The organism is Massilia glaciei (genome assembly GCF_003011895.2).
GTDB lineage: Bacteria > Pseudomonadota > Gammaproteobacteria > Burkholderiales > Burkholderiaceae_D > Telluria_A > Telluria_A glaciei.
Genome location: NZ_PXWF02000265.1, coordinates 16,838 through 35,225, shown reverse-complemented (window position 1 = coordinate 35,225; position 18,388 = coordinate 16,838). Strand labels below are relative to the sequence as shown.

At 65.3% G+C, this 18,388-nt stretch carries 17 protein-coding genes and 2 pseudogenes; 11 read left to right on the top strand and 8 right to left on the bottom strand.

Going from position 1 to position 18,388, the window contains the following annotated elements:
• The first annotated feature begins 96 nt into the window (after nucleotides 1-96).
• Both C7C56_RS19290 and C7C56_RS19285 read left to right on the top strand, forming a co-directional pair.
• Nucleotides 97-459 (top strand): translation initiation factor Sui1, encoded by a 363-nt coding sequence (locus C7C56_RS19290; protein ID WP_106758997.1) that lies wholly within the window; start codon nucleotides 97-99, stop codon nucleotides 457-459.
• A gap of 135 nt (nucleotides 460-594) precedes the next feature.
• The gene (locus C7C56_RS19285; protein ID WP_219933191.1) at nucleotides 595-1,587 is read left to right on the top strand and encodes a DUF5996 family protein; all 993 of its coding nucleotides are present in this window, start codon (nucleotides 595-597) and stop codon (nucleotides 1,585-1,587) included.
• A gap of 97 nt (nucleotides 1,588-1,684) precedes the next feature.
• Here C7C56_RS19285 and C7C56_RS19280 read toward each other — a convergent pair whose 3' ends face one another.
• Nucleotides 1,685-3,934 (bottom strand): PhoX family protein, encoded by a 2,250-nt coding sequence (locus C7C56_RS19280; RefSeq protein ID WP_229458868.1) that lies wholly within the window; start codon nucleotides 3,932-3,934, stop codon nucleotides 1,685-1,687.
• A 198-nt stretch (nucleotides 3,935-4,132) separates the two neighbouring features.
• Between C7C56_RS19280 and C7C56_RS30765 the strand changes: the two are divergent.
• The 5 genes and pseudogenes from C7C56_RS30765 to C7C56_RS19255 all read left to right on the top strand — a co-directional run.
• Nucleotides 4,133-4,741, top strand: a pseudogene (locus tag C7C56_RS30765) (diguanylate cyclase domain-containing protein); the annotation flags it as partial.
• A 97-nt stretch (nucleotides 4,742-4,838) separates the two neighbouring features.
• A complete protein-coding gene (locus tag C7C56_RS19270; protein WP_181373251.1) occupies nucleotides 4,839-5,873 on the top strand; it encodes a putative bifunctional diguanylate cyclase/phosphodiesterase in 1,035 nt (344 codons plus the stop codon).
• A 56-nt stretch (nucleotides 5,874-5,929) separates the two neighbouring features.
• Nucleotides 5,930-6,550 (top strand): annotated as a pseudogene (locus C7C56_RS30760) (RsbRD N-terminal domain-containing protein); the annotation flags it as partial.
• A 103-nt stretch (nucleotides 6,551-6,653) separates the two neighbouring features.
• The gene (locus C7C56_RS19260) at nucleotides 6,654-7,286 is read left to right on the top strand and encodes a GGDEF domain-containing protein (RefSeq protein WP_229458866.1); all 633 of its coding nucleotides are present in this window, start codon (nucleotides 6,654-6,656) and stop codon (nucleotides 7,284-7,286) included.
• Nucleotides 7,287-7,478: 192 nt separating this feature from the next.
• The gene (locus C7C56_RS19255; protein WP_106758993.1) at nucleotides 7,479-8,750 is read left to right on the top strand and encodes a sensor histidine kinase; all 1,272 of its coding nucleotides are present in this window, start codon (nucleotides 7,479-7,481) and stop codon (nucleotides 8,748-8,750) included.
• A gap of 25 nt (nucleotides 8,751-8,775) precedes the next feature.
• Here C7C56_RS19255 and C7C56_RS19250 read toward each other — a convergent pair whose 3' ends face one another.
• Nucleotides 8,776-9,711 (bottom strand): MBL fold metallo-hydrolase, encoded by a 936-nt coding sequence (locus C7C56_RS19250; RefSeq protein ID WP_219933190.1) that lies wholly within the window; start codon nucleotides 9,709-9,711, stop codon nucleotides 8,776-8,778.
• 138 nt (nucleotides 9,712-9,849) lie between these two features.
• Between C7C56_RS19250 and C7C56_RS19245 the strand changes: the two genes are divergently transcribed.
• The 4 genes from C7C56_RS19245 to C7C56_RS19230 all read left to right on the top strand — a co-directional run bounded on the left by C7C56_RS19245 (nucleotide 9,850) and on the right by C7C56_RS19230 (nucleotide 14,364).
• The gene (locus C7C56_RS19245; RefSeq protein ID WP_106758991.1) at nucleotides 9,850-10,611 is read left to right on the top strand and encodes a LytR/AlgR family response regulator transcription factor; all 762 of its coding nucleotides are present in this window, start codon (nucleotides 9,850-9,852) and stop codon (nucleotides 10,609-10,611) included.
• A 235-nt stretch (nucleotides 10,612-10,846) separates the two neighbouring features.
• Nucleotides 10,847-11,965 carry a PAS domain-containing sensor histidine kinase gene (locus tag C7C56_RS19240; protein ID WP_106758990.1) on the top strand — a complete coding sequence of 373 codons (1,119 nt, stop codon included), beginning with the start codon at nucleotides 10,847-10,849 and terminating at the stop codon, nucleotides 11,963-11,965.
• 141 nt (nucleotides 11,966-12,106) lie between these two features.
• Nucleotides 12,107-13,120 (top strand): porin, encoded by a 1,014-nt coding sequence (locus C7C56_RS19235; protein WP_106758989.1) that lies wholly within the window; start codon nucleotides 12,107-12,109, stop codon nucleotides 13,118-13,120.
• A 230-nt stretch (nucleotides 13,121-13,350) separates the two neighbouring features.
• Entirely contained in the window at nucleotides 13,351-14,364 is a 1,014-nt protein-coding gene (locus C7C56_RS19230; RefSeq protein ID WP_106758988.1) for a porin, read from the top strand.
• 227 nt (nucleotides 14,365-14,591) lie between these two features.
• On the opposite strand, the gene C7C56_RS19225 is transcribed toward C7C56_RS19230, so the two are convergent.
• From C7C56_RS19225 to C7C56_RS19205, 6 genes are all read right to left on the bottom strand, one after another.
• Nucleotides 14,592-15,005, bottom strand: a complete 414-nt coding sequence (locus C7C56_RS19225) for a type II toxin-antitoxin system VapC family toxin (protein ID WP_106758987.1) — start codon at nucleotides 15,003-15,005, stop codon at nucleotides 14,592-14,594.
• Nucleotides 15,002-15,256 carry a FitA-like ribbon-helix-helix domain-containing protein gene (locus tag C7C56_RS19220; protein ID WP_106758986.1) on the bottom strand — a complete coding sequence of 85 codons (255 nt, stop codon included), beginning with the start codon at nucleotides 15,254-15,256 and terminating at the stop codon, nucleotides 15,002-15,004. The genes C7C56_RS19225 and C7C56_RS19220 overlap by 4 nt, the downstream gene beginning before the upstream one ends.
• A gap of 452 nt (nucleotides 15,257-15,708) precedes the next feature.
• On the bottom strand, nucleotides 15,709-16,302 hold the full coding sequence (locus C7C56_RS19215) for a putative adenosine monophosphate-protein transferase Fic (RefSeq protein ID WP_106758985.1): 594 nt from the start codon (nucleotides 16,300-16,302) through the stop codon (nucleotides 15,709-15,711).
• Entirely contained in the window at nucleotides 16,292-16,438 is a 147-nt protein-coding gene (locus C7C56_RS30755) for a YhfG family protein (RefSeq protein WP_370660225.1), read from the bottom strand. Before C7C56_RS30755 ends, C7C56_RS19215 begins: the two co-directional genes overlap by 11 nt.
• Nucleotides 16,439-16,595: 157 nt before the next feature.
• Nucleotides 16,596-17,246: a class I SAM-dependent methyltransferase gene (locus C7C56_RS19210; RefSeq protein WP_106758984.1), complete on the bottom strand. Its 651-nt coding sequence runs from the start codon at nucleotides 17,244-17,246 to the stop codon at nucleotides 16,596-16,598.
• A gap of 57 nt (nucleotides 17,247-17,303) precedes the next feature.
• Entirely contained in the window at nucleotides 17,304-18,245 is a 942-nt protein-coding gene (locus C7C56_RS19205; RefSeq protein WP_106758983.1) for a CysB family HTH-type transcriptional regulator, read from the bottom strand.
• Between the last annotated feature and the right edge of the window lie 143 nt (nucleotides 18,246-18,388).

The window sequence follows — 18,388 nt, the reverse complement described above, 5'->3', positions numbered from 1 at the left end:
AAAATCTGAATTGAGAATTGCTGGGTCTGCATGGCGCCCAAGTCTAGCGCAGGCGGAGCGGTTACACTATCGGCAAACCATTTTTAGAGCATCAACATGAATCAATCTTCAAAAGGCGGCCTGGTTTATTCGACCGAAGTCGGGCGCACCTGTTCCGCGTGCCGGCGCGCGCTCGCCCAATGCAGCTGCAAGGCAAGCGCGAAGGCGGTTCCCGTCGGCGACGGCGCGGTGCGCGTGTCGCGCCAGACCAAGGGACGCGGCGGCAAGTGCGTCACGGTCGTCAAGGGCGTGGCGCTCGACGCGACCGCGCTCGCTCAGCTTGGCAAACAGCTGCGCACGGCATGCGGGAGCGGCGGCACGGTCAAGGACGGCGTGATCGAGGTGCAAGGCGATCATTGCAAACTGATCATGGCCACGCTTAAAAAACTCGGCCATATTGCCAAACTTGCGGGCGGCTGATCAATGCCGTTGGCAACACTGCCGAGACCGTAAACCTTGCCGTTGAACTATTAAGACCCACTGTCACGCGCAACGGTGAGTCAATTCGCCCCGGGCGCGATCAAACGACAAACGTCGATGATCACGGAGGCAGCCATGGACCACCTGGACGACCAAATCGATTTTTCCACCGAGTACGCCGGCCCACCCGCGCGCGGCGAGGACTGGCCCGCGCTCGATTTCGCCGCCGGCGCGCCGACCTGGGCCACGTTGCACATGTGGATGCAAATGGTCGGCAAGATCCGGCTGGCGCAAACGCCCTGGTTCAACCATGCCTGGCACGTCGCCCTGTACTTGACGGCGCGCGGCCTGACGACCTCGCCCATCGCCTGCGGCGGGCGCACCTTCCAGATCGACTTCGACTTCATCAGGCACCAGTTGCAGATCCAGCCCAGCGACGGTCTGACGCGCATGCTCGCCTTGCAGGCGCGCACGGTGGCCGATTTTTACCACGAGCTGCTGGCCAAACTGGCCGAGCTTGCCATCGGCGTCAGCATCAACGCGACCCCCTGCGAGGTGCCCGACCCGGTCCCCTTCGACCGCGACCAACTCCACAGCGCCTACGACCCGGAACAGGCCAGGCTCCTGTGGCGCGCCATGGTGCAGGCCGACCGCGTCCTCAAGATGTTCCGCGCGCGCTTCATCGGCAAATGCAGTCCCGTGCATTTCTTCTGGGGCAGTTTCGACCTTGCGGTCACGCGCTTTTCGGGCCGCCCCGCCTCCAGGCATCCGGGCGGCGTTCCGCACCTGGCCGACTGGATCGTGCGCGAAGCCTATTCGCACGAGGTCAGCAGCGCCGGCTTCTGGCCCGGCGGCGACGCCACCCCGTTCCCCTTGTTTTACTCGTATGCGTATCCGGAACCGGGCGGCTTCAGCGAGGCCGAGCTCGACCTGCCCGGCGCCGGCTACAACGCGGCCCTGCGCGAATTCGTGCTGCCCTACGACGTGATCAGGCAGGCGGCCGCGCCGGACGCGCTGCTGCTCGCGTTTTTGGAGCGCAGCTACGGCGCGGCGGAAACGCTGGGCCGGTGGGACCGGCCCGCGCTCGAGCGGGGCGACCTCCCATTGCGCGAGGCGTTTGCCGCGTAGGGAGCCCGCCACAGCAGCCATAGCCGAGCCCTCCGGAGCCCGGCCCGCCATGTGCGCGCCACTTCGCAGGGGCGCGCACACGGCCGGCCAACGCGCCTTAGCTGCCGATGCGCCCGCCGTCGTTCTTGGTGATGACGATGGTGGCCGAACGGGGACGCTTGCCGGCGCCATATCCCGCGTTGCCCGGCCACTGGCTGGTGTACCTGGCCGGATCGGCGATGTCGAGGTGACTGGTCGACTCGCCCGGATGCTGGATGTTGACGAACATCGCCTTGCCGTCCGGCGTCTCGCACAGGCCCGTGATCTCGCAGCCGACCGGCCCGACCAGGAAACGCTTCAAGTTGTCCCTGGTCGGCGCCTTGCCCACGTGGGTGTCGAGCACCAGGGCGCCGCCGCCGGCCTTCGGGTAGCTCAGCGAAACCTTTTGGCCGTCCCCCACCTGACCCGGCATCGCGGCGAGCATCATGCAATTGCTCACATCGGTGTAGGCGCCGTCGTCGGTCTGGATCCAGCAGATGCCGGTTGCGGCGCTGAACACGATGCCGTCCGGGCTCGAGAAATCCTGGTCGCCCGCCAGGGCCGACAAATTGACCTTGCCCGGATCGGCGCTCGCCTCGGCGCCGAACAGGTACACGTCCCAGCTGAAAATGCCCGCCGCCGCGCCAGCCGCGCCCTCCTTCATGCGCAAAATGTGGCCGTTCGGATTGCCCTTCTGCAAGCTCGCGCCGCCCTTGATGTCGCTGTAGGCGCGCGGATTGGCGCTGTCGGGCGCCACTTGCGCGCCGCTCGGTTCGACCGCGCGGTTGCTGTTGTTGGTCAGGCAGAAATAGACCTCGCCGTTGGCCGGGTTCACCGAGCACCATTCGGGCCGGTCCATCTTGGTCGCGCCGACCGCGTCGGCGGCGAGGCGTGCGTTGACCACCACGTCGGCCTGGTCGGCGAAGGCGTAGGCGGCGTAGCCGGCCACGAGCGGGTTGGCGACCGACAATTCGATCCACTGGCCGCCGCCGTCGGCGTTGAACTTGGCCGCGTACAGCTTGCCGTTGTCGAGGTACTTGTCGCCCGCCGCGAGCCGGTTCGCCGGGCGCGCGTCGGCCGCGTCCCAGTTGGCCGCCGAGACGTATTTGTAGATGTATTCGTTGCGCGAATCGTCGCCCATGTACACCGCCAGCGGCGCGCCAGCGACCGGCTTGCCAAAGGCGGCGCTCTCGTGCGCGAAGCGGCCCAGCCCCGAGCGCTTGCGCGCCAGCGCCGTCTTGTCGTAGGCGTCGAGTTCGACGATGTAGCCCATGCCGTTCAGTTCGTTGCGGTAGTCGTCGCTGCCGTCGGCCGACACGCCCGTCTTGCTGTTGTTCCAGCGCTGGTATTTGTCGTCGGCGCCCGCGCTTTCCCATCCGTGGCGCGAGGCCGCGCCCTGGTTGCGGCCGTAGCGCCTGAGGGCGGCGACGCTCTTGTCGTTGCCGCGCGCGAGGTCGTCGGTGGCGGCGCGCGTGAAGTAGCCGGCGAAATTCTCCTCGCCCGTCAAAAAGCTGCCCCACGGCGTCTTGCCGGTGCCGCAGTTGTTGAGCGTGCCGCGCGTCTTGGTGCCGCCGGCCGAGTATTTGGTCACGAGCAGGCGGTTGCCGCGCGCCGGCCCGGCGATCTCGATCTCGGACAGGCAGGTCAGGCGGCGGTTGAACGCCGAGCCCTTCTGGTATTCCCATTTGCCGGCGGCGGCGCGCACCTCGACGATGGCGACCCCGTGGATCGCGGTCTCCTTGTCGACCTCGGCGGCCGGGCGCGGCAGCGTGGTGGTGCCGCCGCCCGCGTGCAGGAAGAACGAGGCCAGCTTCTCGTCGGTCGTGGCCTCGTGGTTGACGGCGAGCAGGCCGCGCGCGATGGCGCTGTCGGAGGCCTTGCCGTCGGCGTCGAGCCCGAACCATTCCATGCCGTCGTGGTGGTCGCCGGCGCGGTTCTCGAAGCCGGTGTCGCTGCCGTCGTTCTTGTAGGCCGGCGTGGCGGCGTCGAGCGGGTCGCCGAGGGCGTAGATCGCGGTTGCCGTGTAGCCGGCCGGCACCACCACGCTGTCGAGCAGGCTCTTGCCGACGGCGCTGAAGCCGAGCAGCTTTTCGGGCGCGGCCGGCGCGGCCGGGGGCGGCGCCGCCGGGCTGTCGGAGGTGCCGCCGCAGGCGCTCAGGCCGATCGCGCCGAGCACCACGCTGGCGGCCGAGGCGGCGCCGCCGCGCAACAGGCTGCGCCGGCTCAGGCGCGCGCTCAGCACCGTGCTGAAGTGCGTGTTGTCGGTCGAATTGGTGCCAATATCGTCGGGGTCGATCGTCGTCATTGCTTGCTTGTCGGCTTGGTTCATTTTGCTCGTTCCTATGACTGTGGGAGGGGATGCGTGCCGATTCTAGTGAGCGAAGATGACGCTGGCGTGACGCCGGCGGGCGTGGCTTGAAATAATCGCGGCGCCAGGCAAGCGATTCGCACGGAACGCAAAGGCGCGCGGGCGGTCGAACCGAGACCGCGCGGCGTCGGCGCCGCGCCCTGCTGCACCGAGGAGACGATGGCGGCCAATGACGCGAACCACAACTCCGATGGCGCCAAGCCCGCGAGGGACGAGCGCGAGATCCAGTTGTGCCTGCGCGAACGCGCCTTGCACGCGGTCAGCAGCGGCATCGTGATCGCGCGCTGCGACGTGCCCGACAACCCGGTCGAATACGTCAACCCCGCGTTCGAGCGCATGACCGGCCTGAGCGCGGCCGATGTCATCGGACGCGACGGCTGCGCACTGGCAGCGCGCGGCCTCGACGAGGCCGGCCGCGCCGCGCTGGCCGACGCGATCGTCACGCGGCGCCACCACACCGTCGTCCTTAGCCAACTGCGCGACGGGCGGCGCAGCTACGTCGAGCTGGGCATCACCCCGGTGGCCGACGAGCACGGCGTCGTGACGCACATCATCGGCGTGCTCAGCGACGTGACCCAGGCCCACCAGCGCACCCGCTACCTCGAGCACGAGATCACACACGACCCGCTCACCGGCCTGGCCAACCGCAAGCTGTTGTGGGAGCGCCTCGAGCAGACGCTGGTCGTGGCCCAGCGCAACAAGAGCCTGGTCGTGGTGGTGCTGGCCGACCTCAAGGGCTTCAAGCACATCAACGAGAGCTGGGGCCACCAGGGCGGCGACGCGGTGCTCAGGGCGGTGGCCGCGCGGCTGGCCGATTCGGCGCGCGCCCCCCCACACGGTGGCGCGCCTGAGCGCCGACCAATTCGTGCTGGTGTTGGCCGACCAGCCCTCGCTGCGCTTCGCCATGCGCATCATCGACCGGGTGCAGGCGCGCGTGGCGCGGCCGGTCCCGTTCGAGCAGACCAGCCTGCCGCTGGCGGCGAGCATCGGCGTCGCCGTCTATCCCCACGACGCCGGCAACGCCTTCGACCTGGTGCGCTGCGTCGACATCGCGATGTACCACGCCAAGGCCGGCGGCAGCGCGGCGGTCGGCTTTTTTTCACCCGTGATGAAGTCGACGAGCGAGTCGCGCCACCGGCTCGAGGCCGAGATGCGCGCGGCGCTCCTGCACGACGAATTCTTCCTCGTCCACAAGCCGCGCCTGTCGCTTGCGAGCCGGCGCGTGGCCGGGGTTGAGGCGCTGCTGCGCTGGCGCCATCCGCAGCACGGCGTGCTGCTGCCACCGTCGTTCCTGCCGGAGGCCGAGGACAACGGCATGGCGGTGCCGATCGGCCGCTGGGTGCTCGACGAGGTGTGCGCGCTCATGGCGCGGCTGCGCGACGCCGGACATGGCGGGCTGCGGGTGTCGATGAACGCGAGCTACCGCCAATTCAGCCAGCCCAATTTCATCGTCGACATCGGCGCGCAATTGGAGCGCCTCGGACTTGCGCCGGACGCGCTCGCGCTCGAGTTGACCGAGGAGTCGCTGCTGTGCAACCGCGAACTAAGCCGCGAATTGGCGCGCCAGGCCGGCGCGCTGGGCCTGAGGCTGTCGATCGACCATTTCGGCGACGGCCTCACCAGTCTGAGCGAGCTGCCCGCGCTGGCCGCCGCCAATCTCACCCTAACGCCCGAAGTGGTGCGCGACATCGTGCCCGACCGCGGCGCGGCGGCGCTGGCCGGGGCGCTGATCGACATCGCCCACCACCTCGACATGACGGTGGTCGCGCCTGGCGTCGAGACGCAGGACCAGACCGAATTCCTCAGGCAGCACGGCTGCGACCAGATCCAGGGCCACTTCTACAGCAAGCCGCTCACGGCCGACGCGCTGCACGCCCTGCTGGCGGAGCAACCGCGCTGAGCCCCACGGTGCCCACCGTGCCAACGCACCAACCCACCGACACCGGGAGCGCGACCATGACGTTTGCCGATTTCATCCGCACCAAGATGGAAACCATCCTCGACGAATGGGAGCGTTTCGCGCGCGACATCCCGTCGGCGCGCCAGCAAGACCGAAAGACCTTGCGCGACCATGCCGCCGGCATCCTCGACGCCATCGCCACCGACCTCGAATCGAGCCAGACGCCCGAGCAGCAGGACCAAAAGGGCAAGGGCAAGGCGCCCGCGGGCGCGGGCGACGCGAGCGAGGCGGCCCTGCACGGCGCGGCGCGCCTGCTCGAGGGCTTCAGTGTCAACGACACCATGTCCGAATACCGCGCCCTGCGCGCGAGCGTGCTGCGCCTGTGGACCGACCACGAGCCCGACTTCCCAAACCGGCGCGGCGAAGATATCACCCGCTTCAACGAGGCCATCGACCAGGCCCTGTCGGAGTCGCTCGAACGCTATTCGGCCGACCGCGAGCGCAACACGCGCCTGTTCGACGCCCTGCTCTCGTCCTCGCCCGACCTGAACTTCATCGTCGCCCCGGACGGGCGCCTGAAATACGTGAACAAGGCGTTCGCCTCGATGTTCGAGATGGCGGCCAGCGAGATAGTCGGTCAAAACCTGTTCGTGCTGGCCTCGCCCATGGCCGGCGACCTGTACAGCCACGTGAACGCGGTGCTGCTGACGGGCAGCCCGTACCGCGGCGAGATGGTGTACGCGATCACCGACGCGCGCGCTGTCGTACGAATACCTGCTGGTGCCCGTGCTCGACGAGCAGGGCCGGGTCGAGGCGGTGGCCGGCACCGCGCGCGACATCACCGAACGCAAGGCCAACGAGGAGCGGGTGCGGCGCAGCGCCAACTACGACTCGCTCACCGGCCTGCCCAACCTCAGCCTGTTCCGCGACCGGCTCGACCACGAAATCAAGCACGCCTTGCGCACCGGCCTGCCGCTGGCGCTGCTGTTCATCGACCTCGACGGCTTCAAGGCCGTCAACGACGAGCTCGGGCACGCGGCCGGCGACGAGCTGCTGCGCCAGGCCGCGCACCGCATCAACGGATGCGTGCGCGACACCGACACCGTGGCGCGCATCGGCGGCGACGAATTCACCGTCATCCTCACCGACGTCACGCGCGAGGCCCACATCGACGTCATCGCGCGCGAGCTCCTCGACGCCTTGGGCGCGCCGTTCCCGCTCGGCCCCCAAAACGCGACCATCAGCGCCAGCATCGGCATCTCGCTGTCCCCGCAAGACTCGATCGTGCCCGACATGCTGGTGCGCAACGCCGACCTGGCCATGTACGTGGCCATGTACGTGGCCAAGCACGCCGGACGCAACGCCTACCGCTACTTCACGGTGCAGATGCACCCGGCGAGCCCGACGCCCTGAACCCCTTACCGGCGTTCTGGGCCCGCCATCTTGAAGCCTGTCGCATTCGGCCGGCCCCGGCGCGCGGTTAGGCTTACAGTTGCATTGTCCCAACAATATTTGTCGTTGCAGTCCGGAAATTCGCCATCACAGGCGCGATGCCTTACACTCGCCGCTTGTCAATGACCGATCACGGCTGTCCGATTCCCGACCATGCAAGCACGGCTCCCCCCCGAAAGCGTCCTCACCACCATGCTGGCCTTGCTGCACCGCGGCTTCGACCGGGTCACCAACTGGGTCACCCAGCTGTCGTGGTGGAAGTTCTTCCTGTTCGCCGCATTGGCCGTGATCGCCGGCGGGATCTTGCAGGACCAGTTGTTTTCGGGGACCACCGAAGAGGACCCCTCGCACGTGTCGGGCCGGCCGTCCAAGCCCGAGAGCAGTATCTGGTTCGACGAGACGGGCATCTACTTCAATCCGACCACCAAGGCGCCGCGCGGCGCCAGCACCAGCCTGCCCAGGCCGCCCGAGCCGGCGGAGCCGCCCGAGCCGCCGCTGCCACCCGAGGCGGGCGGACAGGGCGACGACGAGGCCGCGGCGATTGCCTCGGCGCGGGCGGTCGCCGGCACCGAGCCGGTGCACATCGAACTGCCGCCCGAGATCGGCATCGAGCTGTCGAATGCGATCGAAGAGGCGGTCGACAACGCGGCCAAACAAAAGTCGAAGACCTCGACCAAGCAGGCCTCGACCTGGTTCATGAGCTTCGTGTGGTTGCTGGTGCTCGCGCTGTTCGGCACCAAGGCGCTGGTGGGCGGCAAGAAGCGCGCCGAGGCCGAAACCTTGGCCGCCAACGCCGCGGCCGAGCGCGAATCGATGCAGCGCCAGCTGTCGGAGGCCAAAATGCAGATGATGCAGGCGCAGGTCGAGCCGCACTTTTTGTTCAACACCCTGGCCTCGGTCGAATACCTGATCGAGACCAATCCGCCGCGCGCCTCGGCCATGCAGCGCAGCCTGATCCAGTACCTGCGCGCTGTGCTGCCGCAGATGCGCGACAACGCCGTCATCACCAACCTCGGGCGCGAGGTCGACATGGTGCGCGCCTACCTGAACCTGCTCAAGATGCGCATGGAGGAGCGCCTGGTCGTCGACCTCCAGATCCCCGAGGTGCTGCGCGGCGCGGCCTTTCCGCCGATGATGCTGCAATCGATGGTCGAGAACGCGATCAAGCACGGCCTCGAGTGCAAGGCCGAGGGCGGCACGCTGCGGGTCGTCGCCGAGGTGTCCGGCGGGCGCCTGCGCGTCATCGTCAGCGACGACGGCGTCGGTTTCGGCGTGATGCCGAGCGACGGCACCGGCCTGGGCCTGCCGACGATCCGCGAGCGACTCAAGTTGCTGCACGGCGAACAGGGCCGGCTCGACATCGCGCCCAACACCCCGTCCGGCGTGGTCGCCACCGTCGAGGTGCCCTACCAGCCGGCGCGCTGAGCGCTTTGGGCGGCAGGCATCGGGCCTACTTGCGGTTGATGTCCTGCCACAGCATCGTCACGAAGGCATCCGGCGTGATGAATCCCTTGCCCCACAGCGCATCGAATTCGGCGCTCGGCTTGGCCGCGACCACCTCGGCCAGCGTCCTGCCGTCGCGCTTGTGCGCCATCAATTTCGCCGCCACCGTGCGCAACAAGTCGCGGTAGGCTTGCAGGTCCGCCCTGCCGGCCAGCGGGCCGTGCCCGGGGATGATCTTGGTGTCCTCGTTGGCCAGCGCCAGCGCCTGGTCGGCCGCCGCGATCACGCCAGCGACCGAACCGCCGCTCGAGATATCGATGAAGGGATAGGATTTATTGAAGAACAAGTCCCCCAGGTGCATGATGTTGCCGTTCTTAAAATGCACGATCGCATCGCCGTCGGTGTGGCCGTTGGGGACGTGGAACACATGGATCTCGTCGCCGTTGAGGTGGAAGGTGACGTCGCGGCCGAAGGTGACGACCGGCAGCGCCTGTTTGGGGGAGGCCTTGACCGGCTTCGAGAAGAAGGCGATGAGCTGGTCGGACGACATGCGCTTGCGCACGTTTTCGTGGGCGACGATGGTGGCGCCGGCCTTGCCGAAGTTTTCGTTGCCGCCCGTGTGGTCGCCGTGCCAGTGCGTGTTGAGCACGAACTTGACCGGCTCGCTTGTCAGCGCCGCGATCGCCGCCTTGAGCTTGGGCGTCATCGGCGCGTACTGGTCGTCGACGACGAACACGGCGTCGGGCCCGAAGGCGACCGCCAGGTTGCCGCCGGCGCCGATCAGCATATAGGTCGTGTCGTTCAATTTCTCGGACTTGACCTGGACCTTGGAAAAATCTTGCGCCGTGGCGGCGCCTGACAAGGCGCAGGACAAGGCGCCGGACAAGGCGGCGAGCAAGAGCAGGCTGGACAGACGCGGACGGATCATGGCAGTTGCGGGCATATGGACTCCTTGTGGAAAGGAACGAGTTTAACCGTGTTGCGCCGGGCACTCAAATGCGCGGCCCGGCCCGCTGGAATCCATTGATTAAAATGCCAATGTATTCAATAATTGGCGCCTACCCTTTTACCCATTACAACCATGCCTACAGCCATTATTGCCGACGACGAAAGACTGATGCGCGACCAGTTGCGCCTGCGCCTGAACCAGGTGTGGCCCGAGCTCGAGATTATCGGCGAGGCAAAAAATGGCGACGAGGCGGTCGCGCTGGTGGCCGAGCTCAAGCCCGACCTGACCTTCCTCGACATCCGAATGCCGGGCACCAACGGCATGGAGGCGGCGCGCTTGATCGGCACGCAAAGCAACATCGTGTTCGTGACGGCGTACGACCAGTATGCGGTCGAGGCGTTCGAGCGCGGCGCGGTCGACTACGTGCTCAAGCCGCCCGAGCAGGAGCGTTTGCAGGTGACGGTCGAACGGCTCAAGCTGCGCCTCGAAAAACCGAAGGAGGCGGCCAACGACAGCGTGACGGCGATGCTGTCGCAGCTGGCCGAAAAAATGGCCGCGCCCAAGCCGACCTACCTGCAATGGATCCAGGCCAGCATCGGGCAGGATCTGCGCATGATTCCGGTCGAGGAGATTTTGTTTTTCCGTTCCGACGAAAAATACACCTGCGTCCAGACCGACCGCTTCGAGGCCCTGATCCGCAAGCCGGTGCGCGACCTGGCAGAGGAGCTCGATCCGGCGCTGTTCTGGCAGATCCACCGCGCCACGCTGGTCAACGTGAACGCGATCGAAGGCGTCACGCGCGACATCCGCGGCCGCCATCTGGTGCTTATCAAGGGCAAGTCGGACAAGCTTGAGGTGAGCCGTAGTTTCTTGCATTTGTTTAAGCAGATGTAGGCGATACGCGTTGCACAGGCATGCCCGGCAGGGATTCCTCGGTTTCGCGAGGAGGACGTCGGGGACATTTCCGCGGAAGTCCAATCGCGTGGCCGTGGCAACGAACTTCTTGCGCGGCGTCAAACGGTAAAACCCGCCCCGCCCTAAGGTAAAGGTGGGCCCGCTTCCGGGGACCACTTTTTTGAACGCTGCCGCAGTGAACAACCGACCCCGCTCCCGCCTCCTCCCCCCCCTGATGCTCGCCCTCGGCCTGGCCGGCGGCCACCTGCTCGCACGCCTGTTCGCCCGCTCGGGCGCCGCGCCCGCCCCGCGCAACCACAGCGGCGACATCGTCGAAAACGCCAGCGAGGCGATCATCTCGACCGACGCGGCGCACACCATCGTGTTGGCCAACCCGTCGGCGGCGGCCATGTTCTCGACCACCGTGGCGGCCATGCGGGGGCGCCCAGTCGGCGACTTCATCTCGCCGCTGCCCTCGTCGGGCGAATCGCCGACCGCCCATTTCGGCGACCCCGGCGGGCGCGCCGGGCGCCGCGCGACCGATTACGCGGTCACCGGCATCAAGGCCACCGGCGCCACCTTCCCGCTCGAGGGCTCGACCTCGCACGTGCTCGAGAACGGCGAACCGATCCACACCATCATCTTGCGCGATGTCACCGAGCGCCAGCAGGTGCAGGAGAAATTGTCGCGCTCGCACGCGCAGCTGCGCCAGCTCTCGGCCGCGCTGCAGACCATCCGCGAGGAGGAACGCGCCCACATCGCGCGCGAACTGCACGACGACCTCGGCCAGATCCTCGCCTCGCTGCGCATGGACCTGGCCCTGCTGCAGCGGGAGGCCGGCGCGACCCAGGGCAGCGCGCCCATCATGCGCGGCATGGACGAGCGCCTGCTGACCGCGATCACCTCGCTGCGCCGCATCGCCAGCAACCTGCGCCCGCGCGCGCTCGACGAAGGCGGCCTGTTCTTCGCGCTCGGGGGCCTGCGCGACGACTTCGTCGAACGCTACGGCATCCCGTGCACCCTGTACGCCGACGAGGCCGAACTGCGCCTCGACGACGCCGCCAGCACCGCCATCTTCCGCATCGTCCAGGAGGCGCTGACCAACATCGCGCGCCACGCGGGCGCAAGCAATGTGACCATGAACCTGTACCGCATCAACGGTCAGCTCTTGATCACCATCCGCGACGACGGCCGCGGCATCGAGGTCGCCGACATGGAAAAAGCCGAGTCGCTCGGCCTGATCGGCATGCGCGAGCGGGTCTGGGCCATGCACGGCGAAATCACCGTCAGCGCCGACGACCCGCCCGGCACCCGCATCGACGTCGTGCTCGACCTGCCGCGGCGCGAGGAATGACCGGTCGCGGCCGCGCCGCGCCGGCTGTGGAAAACGCGCAACAATTTTTCCATGTCATCAAGCTGTAAAACTTCGCCGATAAAATCGCTTTCGATCAGTAGCACATTGTCTACCCCTCGAAGTAACTTATTGGAGAATTAAATGCAATTCAAACTTTTGGCAGCGGCTATCTGCGCGACACTTCCACTCGTCGCCTCCGCCCAATCGAGCGTCACCATCTACGGCGTCCTCGACGCCGCCGTGGCCTACGAGGACAACGGCGCGCCGAACGGCAGCCGCACCGTGCTCAACTCGGGCAACCAGTCGAGCAGCCGCTTCGGCTTCAAGGGCGCCGAAGACATCGGTTCCGGCCTGAAAGCGATCTTCAACCTCGAAGGCGGTGTCGCCATCGACACCGGCATGGGCGACAGCGCCCTGTTCGGCCGCCGCGCCGTGGTCGGCCTGCAAGGCAGCTTCGGTTCGGTCACGCTCGGCCGCGAATACACCCCGATCGCCGATGTCGCCAAAGAGTCCGACATCTTCGGCCAGGGCTTCTACGGCACCAACCTGAGCGCCTTCGGCACCGGCCGCCTGACGCGCCGCATCAGCAACTCGGTCAACTACAAGTCGGTGCCGATGAGCGGCTTGCGCGTCGGCGCGGCCTACGGCGCCGGCGAGGCGCTGACCGGTCCGTCGCTCGACATCATGGGCATTTCGGCCGACTACACCATCGGCAAGTTCTATGTCGGCGCCGGCTACCACACGGTCGAGCGCCTCGCCTCCGGCGACGACAAGGAGATGATCGTCGGCGCCGGTTACAAGATGGGCCCGGTCTCGATCAAGGGCAACTACATGGTCGCCGACCTGACCGGCGCCAACAACAAGTACGAGCAGGTCAACCTGGGCGCCTCGATGTCGTCCGGCGCGAGCACCTTCTACGCCAACTACCAGCAGCAGAAACTCGAGGCCGGCGGCGCCAAGGGCAACACCCTGGCGGTGGCCTACTCCTACGCGTTCTCGAAGCGCACCAACGCGTACGCCACTTACGCGCGCCTGAGCAACAACGCGACCGCGCGGTTCGGCATCAACTCGTCGAGCACCTCGCTGACCCCGCCGCCGGCCAACCTCGGCGCCGATCCGTCGAACCTGTCGATCGGCGTGCGCCACTCGTTCTAAGCAGTTCGCACCTAGTAAAAACGCGCCGCCGGCGCGTTTTTTTTCGTCCATACCCGTTTCGAACGGGGAATACCTTGATCTACCGCAACCACTTGGTGGCCGGTGCTGCATTGCAACAAGAAAGCAACACCGGGCCGAGAAGCCCGCACCCAACTATGGCAATGCCGATATAATTGTCTCCGATCAGTAGAACATTTGTCTACCCTCACCCAACATATCGGAGAAATTTCATGCAATTCAAACTGCTGGCAGCCGCTGTCATCGCGTCACTTCCCCTCGTCGCCTCGGCCCAATCGAGCGTGACCATCTACGGCATCGTCGACGCCTCCGTCGCGCGCGAGGACAACGGCACGCCGGGCGGCACGCGCACGCTCGTCAACTCGGGCGACCAGTCGACCAGCCGTTTCGGCTTCAAGGGCGTCGAGGACATCGGTTCGGGCCTGAAGGCGATCTTCAACCTCGAAGGCGGCATCAACGTTTCGACCGGCATGGGCGACAGCGCCCTGTTCGGCCGCCGCGCGGTGGTCGGCCTGCAGGGCAGCTTCGGCACCGTCACGGTCGGGCGCGAGTACACCCCGATCGCCGAAGTGGCGAAAAACTCCGACATCTTCGGCCAGGGCTTCTACGGCACCAACCTGGTCGCCTTCGGCACCGACCGCCTGACCCGCCGCATCAGCAATTCGGTCAACTACAGCTCGGTGCCGATGAACGGTCTGCGCTTCGGCGCCGGCTACGGCAACGGCGAAACCCTGGTCGGCCCGTCGCTCGACCTGATGGGCATCGCGGTCGACTACACGGTCGGCGGCCTGTACCTGGGCGCCGGCTACCACACCGTCGAGCGCCTGGCCATTGGCGACGACAAGGAAATGATCGTCGGCGCCGGCTACAAGATGGGCAACTTCGCCATCAAGGGCAACTGGATGGCCGCCGACCTGGCCGGTCCCAACAACAAGTACGAGCAACTCGGCGTGGGCGTGTCGCTGGCCGCCGGCGCGAGCACCTTCTTCGCCAACGCCAGCGAGCAAAAACTCGACGTGGGCGGCGCCAAGGGCCGCACCCTGGCGCTGGCCTACTCGTATGCCTTCTCCAAGCGCACCAATGTGTACGCTTCGTACGCGCGCCTGAGCAACAACGCCACTGCCCGCTTCGGCATCGCCTCGGCCGGCTCGGGCCTGGTGCCGCCGGCGGCCGCCTTCGGCGCCGATCCGTCGAACCTGTCGATCGGCGTGCGCCACTTTTTCTAAGCTGGTCGCACCGATGAGAAAACGCGCCGTTGGCGCGTTTTTTTTCGTCCGGGAATTACGTGCCACAAGTCGTCGCAGAAACGCGTGGCTGAACGTGCACCGATATGCTTGATCGAATTAATGGCAGCTCGAACTCAATGATGGCCCCGTCGCCGCGTCCGCACGGCGCAAAAAAGCGACAGACGGCTCGGCCGCACTGGCACGGCCGGGTATGGCCGCCGCCGGCTTCAGCCGCCCCATGGGTCAATGGCGGCGACGCCCGCCGCTTCGTAGGGAGCCGCATCGCGTGAAGCAACGATGAATCGACGCGATGCGGCGATCGCGGCAATGTAGCCGTCCGGCGTCAGAAACCGTCCAGCGCCCCTTGCAGTCACGGCCAGTTTGGCGTAATGCTGCGCAGCTTCAGTATCAAACGGCAAAATCCTGTCCTTGAACAGCCCCAACAGTCCATCAAGCGCCTTGGCCAGCAAGTCTTGGCGCCTACCTGTCGGGAGTGCCCCGACACCAAATAAGAGCTCTGCCAATGCCACGCTCGACAGGTACAGTGTTTCGGCACTTTGGTGGTTCAGCCAAGCCCGCACAGCCGGGTTCGGATCAAATTTCAATGCCTCGGAAACGACGTTAGTATCGAGGATGATCATTCAAACCTCGGCGGCTCGGCGGGCGTCTTATCCCGCGCTTGATCGAAGGCCTCCCAATCCTCGTTTGTCAGTCCGATCTCGCGGCCCAATGCCGCGAGGGCGTCACCAAGGCAAACGCGCGTAAGCGGTTTGACCGCCGCCGCCAGAATCTCGCGAACTTCGGCCTCGGTGCTGCGCCCATGTTGCGCTGCTCTGACCCGCAACGCACGATGTACATCGTCAGGCAAATTTCTTACCGTCAGCATTGCCATAGCATCACTCCTAAAAACAGCATTCAGCGCATTCATAGTACAACATTGAATGCACCCTATAATGCCAATCCAAGCTGATACCTTACGGTGCATTTGAGGGATTGCCACGCATCGGCTTTGTCTCGCGCGACGTTGCGCCAGCCATACCGAAGCGCGCCGCGTTAGCCGCGGTCTCGATGTCGGGGATGCGTGCCGACTGCCCGCCCGAGGGCTTCTACGGCACCAACCTGGTCGCCTTCGTGCGCCGATCCGTCGAACCTGTCGATCGGCGTGCGCCACTTCTTCTAAGCCGTCTAAGCTGGTCGCACCGATGAGAAAACGCGCCGCTGGCGCGTTTTTTTTCGTCCGGAAATTACTGGCCGCAAATTGCCGCAGAGATGATGGCTGACGATGCACCGATACGTTTGATCGAAGTAATGGGACACCAAAGAAAAGCGAACGACGTGCAGTGTTCAAATGGGCGTCACAGCACGGTCAAGGAGTTCGATCAATGATTCAAGTCGGCAATTGTATGCGGCAATATTTGCTTCGAGCCATTCAGCAGATCCGATCGGCTCCCAGCGAAGCGCAAAGCCAGCATTGATGCCAATCAATTCAAACATCAGTCGTTGCGCACGTCCGTTACCATCGCGAAACGGGTGAATGATGTTGAGCTCACAGTAGTAGTGCGCCAGTCGAGCAACGAATTGCTCGCGCGGCACGTCAATGAGATAGTTTTCTTGCTCAAGCTGCCGAAAGAGCTTGTCCGCCTCGGGCTCGATTCGACTGACGTTCGCGAACCGGGTGCTCCCTTTGCTGATGTCAACCGCCCGAAGCTCCCCCGCCCAGCTATAAAGATCTTGAAACAAGTGAAAGTGAATCGCACGCAGGGCCGGCAAGGAAATATCATCGAAATTAGGCTCGTACTGTTCAATGCGGGCATGACCTAGCGCGATTTCAGCCAGTTCCAAGGCATCCGCCTCGGTGATGCCTAGCTTGTTGATCAGCACGCCGGAGTTTGGATAGCAGTATTGCCTGTCCTGGCCTGACCCGTACTTATCGGACATGCTTTGTCTTGGGCGTGACCGCAGGCGGTTCAATGGCGGGCTTATTGGCGCCCACCGGACGTTGAACCAGCCCTTCGAGACGAAGGCTGGCTCGAAAATTTTCGGAACATAACTTCAGGAAGACTTGACGCTTCATTTCATTGGTCAACATTTCAATTCCTCCGCGCGATGGGTACTCCGCCCGACGTATTGTACCTGATGCCCTTGGCACCGTTCGTTAGCCGCAGTGTCGATGTCGGGGTTGCGTCAGCGAAATAAAAAACGCGCCACCGGCGCGTTTTTGTCTTCCGGAGTCACTTGAGCCGGCAGCTCAACAACCAGTAATACTCAAGCCGAAAAATTTTGATCTCGCGCACCGACGACGCCAGCTTCTTGCGCAGGCCGCTGTCGGACGGATAGGTCTTGGGGATCTCGTAGCGCTCGCCGTCGGGCGCGGTGCGGATCTGGTAGGTGTTGCCCTCCATGTCGGTGCGGGCGACGGTCTCGCTGACGCCCTCGACGTAGCAATCGTCGAGCAGCACGACGAACATGTCCTTGCCCAGCTTGCCGCGCAACCGCGCCAAAAAGCGCTCCTGCTCCTCGCGCTTGACGTGCGACCACCAGCCGCCGATGAACACGGCCGTGAAACTGCCGATGTCGTCGGGCAGCGCCCAGGCGTCGGCCACGCGGAACTGGACCTTGTCGGCAGGCAGCGCGCGCAGCCTGCCCAGCGCGATCATCTCGGGATTGATGTCGGTGGCCACGACCGAGTCGGCCGACTCGGCGATGACGCTGGTCCAGAAACCGGTGCCGCAGGCCAGTTCGAGCACGACGTGCCCGCGCAGCGTCTCGGCGAGCTGCCCGCGCATGGTGGCCAGGTCGGGCTGGCGCTCGGGGCGGTCGTAGGTGCGGTCGTGGCCGGAGGCGTTCTTGGCGTAATACTGTGCGGATTGTTCGGTGATCATGGTATTGGTTTCTTTAATGTTGCTAAATGATGGTGCTGGCGGCGGGTCCCGGGGACGCTACAGCTCGTAATTATCCTTGTTGCCGCTCATGGCCGATTCGACCAGTTTGCGGTTGAGCGTGGGCGCGAGCAGCTCGATGAAGGTGTACACATAGCTGCGCAGGTAGGCGCCCTGCTTGACGGCCACGCGCGACACATTCATGCCAAACAGGTGGCCGACCGGGATCGCGCGCAGGTTCTTGTCGCGCTCGGCGTCGAACGCCATGCCCGCTATGATACCAACGCCCATGCCAAGTTCCACATAGGTCTTGATGACGTCCGCGTCTATCGCCTCGAGCAACACGTCGGGTTTGAGGCCGCGCAGGCCGAACGCGTGGTCGATCTTGCTGCGCCCGGCGAACGCGCTGTCGTAGGTGATGAGCGGAAAGGCCGCGATCTCCTCGAGCGAGACCGCCTTCGATTTGAGCAGCGCGTGGTCGGGCGGCACCACCACCACATGTTCCCACTGGTAGCAAGGCAATGTGATCAAACCGTCGATGCCCGAGATCGATTCGGTCGCGATCGCCATGTCGGCCTGGTCCGACTTGACCATCTCGGCGATCTGGCGCGGGTTGCCCTGCAACAGCGACAGGCGCACCTTGGGGTACTTGAGCATGAACGCCTGCACCACCCTGGGCAGCGTGTAGCGGGCCTGGGTGTGGGTGGTGGCGATGGTGAAGCTGCCGCTGTCCTGGGCCGCGTATTCCTTGCCGATGCGCTTGAGGCTGTCGATCTCCTGCATGATCAGCTCGACCGAGCCGAGCACCAGGCGCCCCGGCTCGGTCAGGCCGCGGATGCGCTTGCCGTGGCGCGTGAAAATGTCCACGCCGAGCTCTTCCTCTAGCTCGATGATGGCCTTGGAGACCCCCGGCTGCGAGGTGAACAGCGCCTTCGCGGCGTCGGTCAGGTTGTAGTTCTGGCGCACAGCCTCGCGGACGAAACGCAGTTGATGGAGGTTCATTTCTCGATTCTCGGGTAATAATGCTAAGCGACACGATGCCACGCCACATTTTATAAGAATGCTTATGCCTGTAACGCATATAAGCAAATAAATTCTCTGTTGTTTGGAATATAGCCGCAGTTTATTACCATTGAGCCTAGTTT